Here is a 13,844-nt window from a genome sequence, read left to right as displayed (position 1 = left end):
CCATTCGTCCTAGTATAAATAGCGGCATCATTATGGCGAAAAAACCATAAGACCAGCCAAACACCATACTCAACGCCAGTCCCATCGAGCAGCCAAACCAAATACGTAACGTTTTCATTCCGGCACCTGTTAGTAAATAAAGTGGAACCAGCTAGCAATATGAATTTGTACCTGTGCCATTAGATGCCAAAACACATTGTCTTGTGGGTAGACAACGATAGTCGCGCGCGACCCAACAAACAGTGATGACGGTAGGTTGTCCTGGCTAGTTAAATTTACTCGAGTACGTTGCGCATCTCGAACCCAACGGTTATTTACTTCAACTTTCGTCAATGCACCGTTTGGTGTTTGTTGCGCAGCGGCTACACCATAGTCACGGCTTGAGATATCAAACTCATAAACACCACCAGGGTTAGCATCGAATGCCACCAAGGCGTGGTAACTTTCGTTCAAGTTGGCGACTGATTTTTCACGAAAATCTGCAGCGACCCACATAGAACCAGTAGGAACAAAAGTAAGTAGTGGCATATTAGTGTTCGCCATCGTACCGACTTCCAATTGTAGATTGGTTACCACGCCGTCGCTCGGTGCGAGTACTTGAGTATTGGTTAAATCTAGTTGAGCTTTTTCTAGTTTATTTCTCGCAATACGTACCGCAGTACTTTCGCCTTTCTTATCACCAAGCTGGGCTTCAATGACTTTCAAGTTTTGCTGCTCCGCCTTCAATGTAGCGAGAGCAACTTGGTTTTGAGCGAAAGCGTTGTCGACAGACGACTGTGAAATCACTTTTTGTCTCGATAGTTTGAGTAAGCGATTGTATTCACGATGCGCGTTATCATACGTCGCTTGTGCGCGAGCAATATTCGCCACCGCCGCTTCACGTTGAGAATATAAGGTCGCTTCTTTCTCATACGCTGATTGAAGTGATAGTTCAGCTTGCTCCAAAGCGATGTCGTACTTCCGCTCATCGATAGTGAATAGCACGTCACCTTTGTTAACTGACTGATTATTTATCACTGAAACATGAGTAACTTTTCCGGACACTTCAGGTGCTACCTGCACGACGTACCCTTGAACGCGACCTTCAGTTGTGAGTGGCGCATGACGGTCAGCAATGATGATGTATAAAAATAGTACGATGAACAGGACAATCAACGTACGCATCCAATGTCTGAATTTTTGATCTGCAGTCATTTGAAGCTCCAGGTAACAAATAAGATAGGAGATTATAGAGAAGTCCATTACAGTTAAGTAGAATGATATAAAGCACATTAATGAGCTAAAAATAGGACAATGAACGTAAATCTCGACGACATTTATCTGTTTACCCAAACCGTTGTACACGGTGGAATTAGTGCAGCGGCCGATGCAAACAACTTGCAGCGTTCCAAAGTGAGTCGTCGGCTACAAGAGCTTGAAAAAGCACTAGGTTTTCAGTTGCTTATTCGTACAACCAGAACTATTGAGTTGACTGAACATGGGAACCGCTTGTTTGAACTTGTTGGACAATCAGTCGAGCACATCCAACAAGGTTTGAATGTTATGTACGAATATCAACAAGAGTTGAGCGGTAGGGTGCGTTTAGCAATTCCTTCTGCCTTGATGAGTTCAGCTGCTTTTAGCTCCATTATTGCTGAGTACACGACACGTTATCCTGACATATCGGTAGAGATTGAGAACCATCAAGAAAGTCTAGATCTAAAACGCCAAGCTTTCGATCTTCAGCTATTACCCAGCGTCGTTAAAGTGACGGATGATAGCTATGTGCAGTTTAGTTTGCTGCCGTATCGCAGCCATTTTGTTGCTTCTCAGGCGTATTTAGACAAACACCCGCTAATTAAGACAATGGAAGATTTACAACAACATCGACTATTGACCAATCGATATAACGCAAACTTGCTCGGACCTGAGTTACATCTCGCACTCAAATCCGACGATCTGAACTTATTGCGCTCAATGGCAATAGCAGGGAACGGTATCGCATTTATCCCACAAATACATTCGAAACCGGCATTGAAAGACGGCTTGTTGACTGAAGTTCTGCCTGAGTTTACTCATCCTAAGCAACACCTAACTCTGATTTATCCATCTTCGTTGTTTTTACCAAATAAGGTCAAAGCATTAATTGAGTTGTTTAGAGAGAAGTTTAAGTAAGTTAAGCGCAATAGATCCTGAGTTTTGCTGCCGAACTCTATGAGAGTTAAATAACATAACAGTACAAGATGGCTGTTCTAATAATCAGTTTGTTAATCTCTGATTATCAAACTGATTATTAGGTATTTTATGGTAAATTAATTATGTTCAATCTTTGAGGAAACCAGAAAGCTAGAAGAGAGGTAAAGAAGCGTACACATTGAAATATACGACACCTCATTTAACATAATATACATAATGCGCACTTAAATAATAAATTAAATACAATTGTATTCTTAGTCAACTCTTTGTTCGCGTAACTAAATCTTGCCGACTTTTTGCTTTAACGAACTTTGCATTTAACCTTCGCGCTCTGCGTTCAGACATGTTATTGCCTTCGACTTTAGATGCTAGCCTGTCCTTGTCGTACGAACATCCAAAGTCTTGAGCCAATCATTTTATTTTGTTAAACCAACATCATGCGTGACAAATACAAAACCACACAAACTGTTACGTCGTCACTTAAAGTAACCTTTGTGCTTATTCTTCTTTTGGAGCGTATTGTTCAAACACTTCTTGAGCGGTCATTTTGTGTGAGTTTGGGTTTAACTCGTAATACGCTGGCTTTTCATCGACAAAAATTTCGCTGGCCAACGTAAAGCACTCTTCAGGAAAAAGCCCTGCAGACAGCACGTACTCATTAGCTGGGATCAAATAATAAAACAAATGGGTACCGCATTTAGAACAGAAACCGCGCTCTGCCCAATCAGATGACTGGAATCGAGTGATTTTTTCAATTCCATTAAACTTAACACCTTGTTTGGTGTGGATGGCATGCAATGGACCACTCGACCACTTGCGGCACATACTGCAATGGCAAAGGCCAACTTCATTGACCGATTCGGTTTCCACAGACACTGAACCGCACAAACATTTTCCTTTCATAGTGACTCCATATTTTTCTATTTTAGATTCAAGGACATAATGTATTGTGGCCCAGCTGCACCACCCAAATAAAGCTCACCACTGTCGATAAATCCTGCTTTCTCATAACACTTTTTTGCGATTGGGTTCTTACAGTTTACGGTTAAGTAGATTTTGCGCACGCCTAGAAACTGAGATTTAACGTAATCAGGCAATAACTTTACTGCTTGAACTCCATATCCTTTGCCTTGTTGACGCGCGTCGATCAAATATGCTCTAAGCCCAATACAAGGTTTCTCGCGCGCAAACTCATAAGATTCTGAATAACTAAAATCTAGTAGAAAGAACCCCACGACTTCCTCTCCACATTTAATGACATGCGGAATACATGAATCTGGAAGCCCATTGAGTATTTCTTCGGTTGTTCCTACATACTTGAGCTGCGAATCATCAACAGACAATTCCAGTACCTTTTCAAGAACTGGCTCGGTTAGTTTTTCTATAAACAACACTTCTAATCCTTAAAAATCTCACAGCACAAAACGTTACGCTGTAGCATTTATCTAATATCTTATTGAATCTATTATGTATCTTTGTAAGAAATAAAACCAAGTGATGTTCTCAAAAATTAATATTCCTTCATATCTATTTAGTTATAGTGCATAAGTGGTATTTTTCTATTCTTAGAAATCTATTTTTAACTTGTTACATGAATTCGAATGTACTTTTCAGGTTGCTGATACTTAAAACGCTGGCCGCGCTTGATAGCCTTCTTGCCTACTTTACAAATTTTATGATCCCCGGTCCCACGTACTTTCTTCACCTTTGCATAGCGATCATCGTGGCTGAATTCAATAAAAAGGTCACAATAACCATCGAGTTGTTGCTTGGATAGTTCTTTGACTACTCGTTGCTTAATCTTTTTCGCAATGGGGTTACGCTCTGCATCGTCTATAGCAATCGATGAAGCAGAAAAAAGAGTCAGAAAGATAAGTAAATGTGGTTTCATAGCATTGTCTTCCTATCCCAGAATATCAGAGGGATTTCAGGAAAAAATACATAAACCACATTACGTCGAGGTAGGTATAGTAGCGAAGTAAGTGATATGTCTATCAGCCGGACTTCTTCGTGCCCTTGCTTTTAAAGCCTTGGTGGGGAAAAACGTTACGAATACGTTGCTGTACTTTTTTAGGCACTTGTTTAGAAAAATTAAGCTTCGTCCCTGTTCGCTGTTGATATACCTTAAGCTCACCTGAAAATGGTGTATGCTCAGCAATATCCGTTACGTTGTGACGAAAAGATGGAGGAAAATGCCCTTTTTCAGATACGATTCTGCCATTCTCAAACTTTACCTTTAGTACTGGTCTGTCAACAGCAACGAGCCAAAAGATAACAATAGCGGCAACTAAAATAACGTAAAGCATAGCCTCTCCTTAATCTAACAACTTAGATAAATCTTCTTTTAAGCTACTAACCGTTTTACTAGCCTTCTCGCTACGAGAAGCTTCCGACAACAAGTATTCAATCGCATCTGAAAGCGTACATCCTAATTCATTTGCACGGTGTGAAAGCTTCTCCCAAACGCGATAGTCTAGGTCGATGGATTTCTTTTTAGTATGAATTTGCTCAGCGTTGAAATGACGTTTACGCTTAGCTCGTATCGCTTGTTTAAGTTTGTTGTCTAACTCTTGAGCCATATGTTGCTCTATCCACTCAAGCACTTTGGTTGGTTCGTGCTCAAGCTTTCTCAATTCAGCGATAGCCGCATCAGCTTCACTTGTGTCGATGTGGCGAGTAATAGACTCTCCAGCTTTCCATTTATTGATCAGGTAAGTCCATTTCCAACCGCACTCTAAGTTTTCAAGCTGTTGATATTTCATGACTATGCAATTTCCGGTGACGTTTAAGGTGACAGCGTAACCCTATCCACTTCAGGTTACAATCCCATTGTAATAGAAAATCGATCAAGATCATTAGAATAAATTACCGGTATCTCCCAATCCCCTTTTTCTATATAATTTCAGCCATTTTGTTATTAATGATTAAATTAAATGAATCAAGAAAACTGGCGTGCTGTCACCCCGCAATATTCACAATATGACGAGATATTAAAGCAGTTCTCAACTCTCGAACCTGTCGATTTTCTTGGTATTCAACCTAGATTAAGCCAATCTTTAAAAACATTTTCGTCGCTGAAAGGTTTCACCCGCGCGTTGATTATCAATTCAATTGATAATGTCTTCTATCGCAACCTCATCAAACAAGCACTCGAATCGCAAATCAGTGACAGCGCTGTTTCAGTGACCGAGTCATTATCAGCCAAGGCGTTATTAGGCTCTTACATGTGTAATGATGAAGGGCAAATTACAACATTCAATCAAGGTTTGCTGCACAAAGCGAATGGCGGGTATCTGATCATTCCCGTTAATCTAATCTTAGCAAATCCCGTTAGCTGGCAAGCTTTGAAAACCGTTTTGCTTGGTGAGGCATGCAGCCCAATCAACGTTAACCCGCAAAAGATCGCCAACGAAGAGCCAAGCCAGTCCTTTGACGTTAAAGTCATCATTGTCGGCGATCGAGACCAGATCTCTGATCTAGAGTGTATTGAACCTGAACTGTATAACGGTTTGGCGCTTTATACTGAGATCGAAAACGAGTTGACCCTTAACGAGTCTACGATTGCCTCTTACTTAGGCTATATTTCATGGCTGTTAAAGAGCTATGCACTACCCGACCTAACCTTCGATGCCCTTCACCGTTTGATGGTCGCAGGTGCGCGTTATACCGAGGATCAAGACTACATGCCGATTGAGGCTCTATGGTACTTGTCTTTGTTCCAAGAAGCGATGTTGACCAGTGCCGGCACCAATCTAACTGAATCCGATCTAGATATAGCAATCAATCAGAAATACTTCCGTGAGTCTTACCTGCCTGAACGTGCGATAGCCGATATTACAGAGGGACAAGTCGTCATTGAAACCGATGGTGAAATTGTTGGACAAGTCAATGGTTTAACTGTGATTGATGTCCCTGGACACCCACTATCGTATGGCGAGCCAGCTCGAATCTCGTGTGTTATCCATTTTGGCGACGGTGATATTTCAGACGTTGAGCGTAAAGCTGAGCTAGGCGGTAATCTACACGCTAAAGGTATGATGATCATGCAAGCATTTGTGAGTAGCGCATTGCAACTAGATGAACCGCTACCTTACTCTGCATCCGTGGTATTTGAGCAATCGTACTGCGAAGTGGACGGAGACAGCGCAACGTTAGCCGAGCTTTGTTCATTTGTTAGCGCCCTATCCGAGTACCCTATCAACCAGCAAGTCGCCGTGACGGGAGCAGTTGACCAGTTTGGCCGCGTTCAAGCAGTTGGGGGATTAAATGAGAAAATCGAAAGCTTCTATCATGTTTGTAAACATCAAGGTTTAACCGGTAACCAAGGTGTCATCTTGCCGAAAACAAACTTGAAGCATTTGTCGCTAAAACAAGAAGTTGTCGATAGTATCAAAAATGATGAGTTTCATATCTGGTCTGTATCGACCGTGGACGAAGCGATACCACTGATCATGGGCAAACCATTCCGTGGTGACGACGAAGAAAGCGTGATTAGCAAGATCGCTCAAAGAATAGAAAACTTTGAACGACATGAACAACACCCACACGGAATTGTGGATCGAATCAAAAACTGGTTTTCTTAATCTAACTAATTGATAAAAATCAGACTGGTTGGAGTTGTTTAGCTTACACGTGTTCACTAAGATGCAGCTATCAAAAATTGGAGTAATTGATAATGCAAAACAAACGTGAATCTTATAACCGCGATGATCTTCTAGCTTCTAGCCAAGGCGAGCTATTTGGTGCTGGTTATCCTCAACTACCAGCGCCTAACATGCTAATGATGGATCGCATCACTAAGATGTCTGAGACAGAGGGTGATTTCGGCAAAGGTCTTATCCTAGCAGAACTCGATATTACTCCTGATCTATGGTTCTTTGACTGCCACTTCCCTGGTGACCCAGTAATGCCTGGCTGTCTTGGCCTAGATGCAATGTGGCAACTTGTTGGTTTCTTCCTTGGTTGGGTTGGCGGCAAAGGTAAAGGTCGTGCACTAGGTGTTGGCGAAGTTAAATTCACAGGCCAAATCCTGCCAACAGCGAAAAAAGTGACTTACGAGATCCACATGAAGCGCGTTGTAAACCGTAAGCTTGTAATGGGTCTAGCAGATGGCCGAGTACTAGTAGATGGTAAAGAGATTTACGTTGCTAAAGACCTTAAAGTTGGCCTCTTCCAAGATACATCTGCTTTCTAAGTAAATTCTTTTCAAAAGCGATTCTCCGGAGTCGCTTTTTTGTATCCATAATTTTTAGTTATAGTGCATTAATGTGATATTAAAAAGCCCCTTTCGGGGCTTAGTTCCTGACTGTATGTGGATTTGAGTCGTTATTTGTAGAGACCAGAGTGCTTGTCTTCCCTGGCGTCGCGCCAACCACCAAGCCAATAGGATCGAGCATCCATCTGTTGGTATGGACAGGCGTCCATTGAACGGCCATTTAAGCCCGCTTTGTATCCTTGAGATTGCGCTCTTTCCAGGCGGTCACGCTTTTGTCTCTTCATAGTGTCGTCCTCATACAAAAAAGTGTTTCTAACGTACTACTATTAAATTTATATGGAGCTTTTGTGACTCCACAATTAAGAATCGATCAAAATCGCTCCGATCTCAAGGTATAAAAAAAGCACAGGCTCAAAAATGTGAGGCTGTGCTCTTGTTTAAAATTTAGTCTATTTTCTACGGAACCCGAACAAAGCAAGAATGGTCAGAGCCCATACGCCAATCGAACCACCCTGCCTTTCAACTTTGTTTTTATCTACCGGGCGAGCCGAAATATTACTCGCTGTTGCTCCGTTAATTGGTACTAGTTTAACCGCCACCAGCGATGCACCTGAAGAACAGCTTGCATTAATTGCTGAGCTATCATAACCACCAGCACAGTAGTATGCAGTACCAGCAATAACACCAGCATCATTGATGTCTGCTGCGTCAATAATACGGAAACTGTTGTTAGGTTCAGTGGCATTTGAGCCATTAGTCAAGTCATCCAAGTACCACGCACGGTTTTTAAGGCGCTCTGTTATCGCGCTTGGTGCATTCTCTATCGGTGCAATAAACGCGCGCTGAGCTCTAGGTTTACCGCCGTTTGATTCACGATGACGCTCATAGTCGATAGCACCTACAACTTCATTGTTGTTATTGATTGCACCAGCTTTACCGTTCGCACTCTTAAAGAAGATGTCACCAGAGAAGCTCTTTGAGCTCAACGATGAAGCCGTTACGTCCGGTACATAAAACAGACTGTTAGAGTAAGCACCGTCATTTGCTTCACGATACTTAGCGGTACCAATCGCAAAGCCCTTGTCGTTAACAGAAGTTAACAACGAGTTTAGGTATTTTTCATCATCGGAGTATTTAGAAACGAACTTGGTTTTGACATCAGATAAATCACTAAGATTAAATACGGCCGCTACTGGAATCTCATCAGAGTTTGCATTGTAACCTACGGCATAATCTACATCACCCGCATCATCACCATTCGTATCTACGAATGCAAGATCACGTGCACTGCCTTGAGGCATACTACGACTTGATTCTTCCGCGCCGACCCATTCAATTGAAGTTAGAGTTGTACCATCCCAAACCGCAGCCTTTGAAGTATAATCACTGCTGTATTTAGTGGATTGAGTTGAAACTGAACCTACAGTCAAACCGTTACCGGTCGCAAATGCTTGAGTTCGATCACCGAGAACGGGGACGTCAGTACCATTAACGAATCCTCGAGTTCGCTCGCTACCACTGGCTTGATAACTACCAGTGATCACTGCAGAACTATCGAGAGCATTAATGACAGTGTTGTTTGAAGACGTGCCATCTCGTGTCGTTTCTACGTACGCGGTTACATTTTCGTAGTCACCAGCCACTTCTTTAGCATATCCAGAGTCGTATTGTCGGTATGCCCACTTTTCACAAAGCGTGTCAGCATAGTCTAGATAACGATTACAGTAGTCTTCGAAACCATCACGCCCATCTTCTAAAAACTCATAACCGTACTCAAACAAAAATGGCGCTTCATTGCGATATTCAAAACCCTGAAGGAATCTCTGCTCTTCGTAGCCGATTTGGTGATTTGATGTATGGGTTGTTGAACAATCAGTTGTACCCCAACAATCAGCACTAGACTCTTGAATCGCAGAACCAAAGGTCTGACTGCTAGAATCCACTGGATCATACTTATATACGTTATATAGTGCAGCGTTTGCACTGAATGACGCGGCAACTGTCGCCGCAACCATTGAAATTTTGAAAATCTTACTACTCATTCGATGTTAACTTTCCTGTTGCATTGCTTCGAGCTCTTCCCATCGCTCAAAAGCAACTTCCAGCTCCTGCTCTGTTGCAGCGAGCTTATCTAAAATCGGTTGTGTCTGTTCTACTGGTTTTGAGAAAAACTCTGGGTTGTTCACTTGCTCTTGCAAGTTTTCAATCTCAGCTTCTAATTCTTCTAGTTTTGCTGGCAGTGCTTCTAACTCACGCAGCAGTTTATAAGATAACTTCTTAGACTTACCCTTAACTGGTGCAGTTTTGGGAGTTTCTTCAACCTGCTCGCTCGACTTTGCTGGTTTTTCAACCGCTCGAGACTTATGAGTCTGCGCTCTTTGGTACTGAGCATCATGATAACCGCCAACAAACTCTTCAATGACACCATCGCCTTCGAATATCCAGCTCGTCGTCACTGTATTATCAACGAACTCACGATCGTGACTAACCAGTAATAAGGTACCCTGATAGTTGGCAAGTAAATCTTCTAAAAGTTCCAAAGTTTCGATATCTAAATCGTTGGTTGGTTCATCAAGCACCAACAAGTTGTTTGGTCTCAGGAAGATTCTAGCCAGTAGTAAGCGGTTCTTTTCACCGCCAGACAACGCTTTGACTGGTGTACGAGCGCGTTTTGGTGCAAACAGGAAGTCTTGTAAGTAACTCAGTGCATGACGCTGACGTCCACCCACCATAACCTCTTGTTTACCATCGGCGAGGTTATCAATCACTGATTTCTCTGGGTCGAGGATTTCACGATATTGGTCAAAGTACGCGACTTCTAGCTTGGTACCGCAATGCAGCTTGCCTGAGTTCGGCTTGAGTTCGTCAAGCAGCAACTTAAGCAACGTACTCTTACCGCAGCCATTTGGACCAATCAACGCGATGCGATCACCACGCATAATATTGAAAGAGAAATCTTTAACGATCGATTTATTATCAATGCTGTAGTTGATGTTTTCTGCTTCGAAAACGATCTTACCTGAGCGAGACGCATCATCGATTTGGATATTCGCTTTGCCTTGTACTTCACGGCGGTTAATTCGTTCTTCGCGGAGCTTTTTAAGCGCACGAACACGACCTTCATTGCGAGTACGACGAGCTTTGATGCCTTGACGAATCCATACTTCTTCCTGAGCGAGTTTTTTATCAAACTCAGCGTTCTGCATCTCTTCTACGCGTAACATTTCTTCTTTTTCAACTAGGTAGTTATCATAGTTACCAGGGAAAGAAGCAAGCTTACCGCGATCAAGGTCAACAATGCGTGTCGCCATCGATTTGATAAAGGTACGGTCGTGCGAGATAAAGATAATAGAACCACGAAAATCCTTCAGGAACGTCTCTAGCCACTCAATCGTGGTGACGTCCAAGTGGTTAGTTGGCTCGTCGAGAAGTAATACGTCTGGATCGCGCACCAGAGCACGTGCCAGAGCCGCTTTACGCTGCCAGCCACCAGACAGATCGGTTAATTTGGTATGGCCATCCAGCTTCAAAGCGGCAAGTACGTTTTGAATACGGTCTTCAAAGCGCCATGCGCCTGTGTGTTCTAACTGCTCTTGAATGCGAGCAAGTTTATTAATGTTTTGCTCTGAAGGGTCAACTGCGATGAGATCGAGCTGATCTTGATAGATCTTAAGTTGATGTCCTATTTCAGCTAAACCACCAGCGACGTAATCAAATACTGTGCCTTCTTGGTTACGCGGTGGGTCTTGCTCTAAGCGAGAAACCACGACATCTTGCGTTACTGTCAGTTTGCCGTCGTCTAACTGGACTTCTCCAGCCAGCACTTTCATCAGGGTTGATTTACCCGCACCGTTGCGGCCAACCAAACAAACTCGCTCATTTTCTTGCAGTGCAAAGTCTGCGTGGTCTAATAAGGGGTGATCACCGTACGCCAGCAATCCGTTATTGATGGTAAGTAATGCCATTGCTATCTAACCAATGTTGTAATTCTTGTAAATCAAAGGGCCAATTAATCTCGTTTCCTTGAAAATTCAGCACCGGAATAGTTACGCCGTAACGAGAAAATAGCTCATCATCAAAAGCGATATCAACAATCTCTATTTGATTACCGACTCCAGCTTGCTGGCAAAGTTCAAAGGCCATCTCGCAGAGATGGCACCCTTCTGTACTGTATAGAGTGATCACGTCAGTCTACTTAGTCCTTATGAGTCACGATCCAGCAATTGTGGATGTGTTTGTTGCGCGAGAAATCCATTGGCAACGTTTGGTGTGAAATGTTCTTCGCTTCCAAACCAAGCTCTGCCAGTTTCTCCTCGTCCATCTTAAAGTGACGTTTGTTGTTCGAGAATACAATGGTGCCACCAGCACGCAGCAGACGCTTAAGGTTAGTCATTAGCTGGATATGGTCGCGCTGAACGTCAAAGCTCTGTTCCATGCGCTTCGAGTTGGAGAACGTTGGCGGATCGATAAAAATAAGATCAAACTGAGCAGTCGACTTTTCTAACCACTGCAAGCAGTCAGCCTGCTCGAAACGATGCTGACGACCTACCAGCCCATTGAGCTTCATGTTCTCTCTCGCCCAATCTAGGTAGGTTTTAGACATATCAACTGTTGTAGTCGATTTAGCCCCACCACAAGCAGCGTGTACCGTCGCAGAACCTGTGTAAGCGAATAGATTCAGAAAGTCTTTGCCCTGTGCCATTTCGCCCAACTTACGGCGGGTAATTTTATGGTCAAGGAACAAACCAGTATCCAAGTAGTCATGCAAGTTTACGATCAACTTCACGCCGTATTCATTAACGGTCATGGTCTCTGATTCTTGCGAAAGCTTTTGGTACTGCGAGCGACCTTTTTGCTTTTCACGGACTTTCAACACGACCTTGTTCGCGTCTGTGTCCGTTACTTGGATAGCTGCTCGAATAATATCCGTTAAGCGTCGCTTCGCTGTCTCTTCTGGAATATTCTTTGGCGCTGCATATTCCTGAATCACAAGATGATCCAGATAGACATCAATCGCCACATTGTATTCTGGCAAATCAGCGTCGTAGATACGGTAGCAGTCCAGTTTTTCTTTACGTGCCCATTTACCGATCTTCGCGATATTCTTCTTCAGGCGGTTTGAAAAGTCTGGAGCGATCGTTGACTCTGTGACAGCGTCACCTGAATTCTCTACTGGACGATCGCTGATTGAATAATTCTTCTGATGACACAGTAGCGCGCCGTTATTCAGCTTGTATTGCTTGTCCGCACGCATACGAAGACAGCTTAGCAGCTCATCAGAACTAGAGAAGATCGACGCCTGGCAACCGCCAAATTGTGCTTTCAATTGAGCACCAAATGCGGTGTAGAGAGCAATCAACCCTGGATGTGTCCCCAAACGCTCACCGTAAGGTGGGTTTGATACGATAACACCATTGATAAACTCTGCAGGGCGAACAACCTTAGCAGCGTCAGCCTCTTTAAATTCAATCAGATCTGCTACACCTGCCCGACGGGCGTTATCTCGAGCTGTTTGTAGGACTCGAGCATCGTTATCGAAGCCATAAAACTTAGCGTCAACTTTTTTGACGCCTCGTCTTGCTTGTACCGCAGCTTCAGATTTAATCTCTGCCCATAGCTCTGGTTCAAAGTCTTCTAGTGACTCGAATCCCCACTTCTTACGATTAACACCTGGCGCCATGTTCGCCGCCATCATTGCCGCTTCAATAAGCAAAGTACCAGACCCACACATAGGGTCTAGTAGAGGTTTGCTCTCATCCCAGCCACTACGAAGAATGATAGCCGCAGCCAATGTTTCACGTAGAGGTGCTTTACCCGACTCTGGACGATAGCCACGTTGGTGCAAGCCACCGCCAACCATATCGATACCAAGAATGGCTTTGTCTCGATGTAAGCGGACATGGATGCGAAGATCAGCACGATCTTTACTGATCGAAGGTCGTGGCAAGTTCTTTTTGTTGAATGCGTCCACTACCGCATCTTTTACCTTCATGGCGCCATATTGGCTATTGCGGATTTCGCGGTTTGTACCATTGAAGTCAACCACAAAATTCTTCGTGCTATGGAATTGATTCACCCAATTCACCGCAGATGCAGCCAGGTAGAGATCCATATCATCGTTACACGTGAACTCAGAAAGAATGCGCACAAAACGCGAAGCTAGTCGGCTCCATAAACAGCAACGATAGATTTGCTCGTTAGATGCCTTGAATCTGACCCCTGCTTGAACAGGTTTAGCATTGGTAATCCCTAGCTTTGTTAGTTCTTCAACTAACAGGTTCTCCAGCCCATTGGAAGTAACCGCAAGATATTGATGCATAGTGAACTTTTTATTTCTTAGAAAATGACCCCGCATTATACCCGACATTGGTTCAAATTCGTTAACGCAATTACGGTTTCTCACTCCTCGCACCGTCTAACTGAGCATTTATTCACCTAAAAGCGCCTTCTGTCG

At 43.3% G+C, this 13,844-nt stretch carries 15 protein-coding genes; 3 read left to right on the top strand and 12 right to left on the bottom strand.

The window, feature by feature from the left end; all coding sequences use genetic code 11:
- Positions 1 to 118, bottom strand: a 118-nt coding sequence (locus HCZ42_RS17645) for a DUF2955 domain-containing protein (protein WP_167422082.1), incomplete at its 3' end; no start/stop codon positions are given.
- An 11-nt stretch (positions 119 to 129) separates the two neighbouring features.
- Positions 130 to 1,194 carry an HlyD family secretion protein gene (locus HCZ42_RS17640; protein WP_167422081.1) on the bottom strand — a complete coding sequence of 355 codons (1,065 nt, stop codon included), beginning with the start codon at positions 1,192 to 1,194 and terminating at the stop codon, positions 130 to 132.
- A 99-nt stretch (positions 1,195 to 1,293) separates the two neighbouring features.
- Between HCZ42_RS17640 and HCZ42_RS17635 the strand changes: the two genes are divergently transcribed.
- Positions 1,294 to 2,154: a LysR family transcriptional regulator gene (locus tag HCZ42_RS17635; protein WP_167422080.1), complete on the top strand. Its 861-nt coding sequence runs from the start codon at positions 1,294 to 1,296 to the stop codon at positions 2,152 to 2,154.
- 519 nt (positions 2,155 to 2,673) lie between these two features.
- Here HCZ42_RS17635 and HCZ42_RS17630 read toward each other — a convergent pair.
- The 5 genes from HCZ42_RS17630 to matP all read right to left on the bottom strand — a co-directional run bounded on the left by HCZ42_RS17630 (position 2,674) and on the right by matP (position 4,937).
- Entirely contained in the window at positions 2,674 to 3,078 is a 405-nt protein-coding gene (locus HCZ42_RS17630; protein WP_167422079.1) for a GFA family protein, read from the bottom strand.
- Positions 3,079 to 3,095: 17 nt separating this feature from the next.
- Entirely contained in the window at positions 3,096 to 3,569 is a 474-nt protein-coding gene (locus HCZ42_RS17625) for a GNAT family N-acetyltransferase (protein ID WP_368484197.1), read from the bottom strand.
- 185 nt (positions 3,570 to 3,754) lie between these two features.
- Positions 3,755 to 4,066 (bottom strand): hypothetical protein, encoded by a 312-nt coding sequence (locus HCZ42_RS17620; protein WP_167422078.1) that lies wholly within the window; start codon positions 4,064 to 4,066, stop codon positions 3,755 to 3,757.
- A 103-nt stretch (positions 4,067 to 4,169) separates the two neighbouring features.
- Complete coding sequence (locus HCZ42_RS17615) at positions 4,170 to 4,481, bottom strand: DUF3634 family protein (RefSeq protein ID WP_167422077.1); 312 nt, start codon at positions 4,479 to 4,481, stop codon at positions 4,170 to 4,172.
- A 9-nt stretch (positions 4,482 to 4,490) separates the two neighbouring features.
- The gene (gene matP / locus HCZ42_RS17610) at positions 4,491 to 4,937 is read right to left on the bottom strand and encodes a macrodomain Ter protein MatP (protein WP_167422076.1); all 447 of its coding nucleotides are present in this window, start codon (positions 4,935 to 4,937) and stop codon (positions 4,491 to 4,493) included.
- Between the two features lie 171 nt (positions 4,938 to 5,108).
- Here matP and HCZ42_RS17605 point away from each other — a divergent pair, with 171 nt between their 5' ends.
- Positions 5,109 to 6,758: an AAA family ATPase gene (locus HCZ42_RS17605; RefSeq protein WP_167422075.1), complete on the top strand. Its 1,650-nt coding sequence runs from the start codon at positions 5,109 to 5,111 to the stop codon at positions 6,756 to 6,758.
- Positions 6,759 to 6,850: 92 nt separating this feature from the next.
- Positions 6,851 to 7,369 (top strand): bifunctional 3-hydroxydecanoyl-ACP dehydratase/trans-2-decenoyl-ACP isomerase, encoded by a 519-nt coding sequence (gene fabA / locus HCZ42_RS17600; protein WP_053408618.1) that lies wholly within the window; start codon positions 6,851 to 6,853, stop codon positions 7,367 to 7,369.
- 131 nt (positions 7,370 to 7,500) lie between these two features.
- Here the strand turns inward: fabA and rmf are convergent, their stop codons facing one another.
- The 5 genes from rmf to rlmKL all read right to left on the bottom strand — a co-directional run bounded on the left by rmf (position 7,501) and on the right by rlmKL (position 13,709).
- A complete protein-coding gene (gene rmf / locus HCZ42_RS17595; protein ID WP_053408617.1) occupies positions 7,501 to 7,674 on the bottom strand; it encodes a ribosome modulation factor in 174 nt (57 codons plus the stop codon).
- A gap of 165 nt (positions 7,675 to 7,839) precedes the next feature.
- Positions 7,840 to 9,432: a DUF3466 family protein gene (locus HCZ42_RS17590; RefSeq protein ID WP_167422074.1), complete on the bottom strand. Its 1,593-nt coding sequence runs from the start codon at positions 9,430 to 9,432 to the stop codon at positions 7,840 to 7,842.
- A 6-nt stretch (positions 9,433 to 9,438) separates the two neighbouring features.
- Positions 9,439 to 11,355: an ABC transporter ATP-binding protein gene (locus tag HCZ42_RS17585; RefSeq protein ID WP_167422073.1), complete on the bottom strand. Its 1,917-nt coding sequence runs from the start codon at positions 11,353 to 11,355 to the stop codon at positions 9,439 to 9,441.
- A complete protein-coding gene (locus tag HCZ42_RS17580; RefSeq protein WP_167422072.1) occupies positions 11,333 to 11,575 on the bottom strand; it encodes a glutaredoxin family protein in 243 nt (80 codons plus the stop codon). Before HCZ42_RS17580 ends, HCZ42_RS17585 begins: the two co-directional genes overlap by 23 nt.
- 10 nt (positions 11,576 to 11,585) lie before the next feature.
- Positions 11,586 to 13,709: a bifunctional 23S rRNA (guanine(2069)-N(7))-methyltransferase RlmK/23S rRNA (guanine(2445)-N(2))-methyltransferase RlmL gene (rlmKL, locus tag HCZ42_RS17575; RefSeq protein ID WP_167422071.1), complete on the bottom strand. Its 2,124-nt coding sequence runs from the start codon at positions 13,707 to 13,709 to the stop codon at positions 11,586 to 11,588.
- Positions 13,710 to 13,844 lie beyond the last annotated feature (135 nt).

The sequence above is a fragment of the Vibrio hepatarius genome, from assembly GCF_011806575.1.
Classification (GTDB): domain Bacteria; phylum Pseudomonadota; class Gammaproteobacteria; order Enterobacterales; family Vibrionaceae; genus Vibrio; species Vibrio hepatarius_A.
Note: the sequence above shows the minus strand (reverse complement) of the source record. Positions and strands in the feature narration are given on the sequence as shown.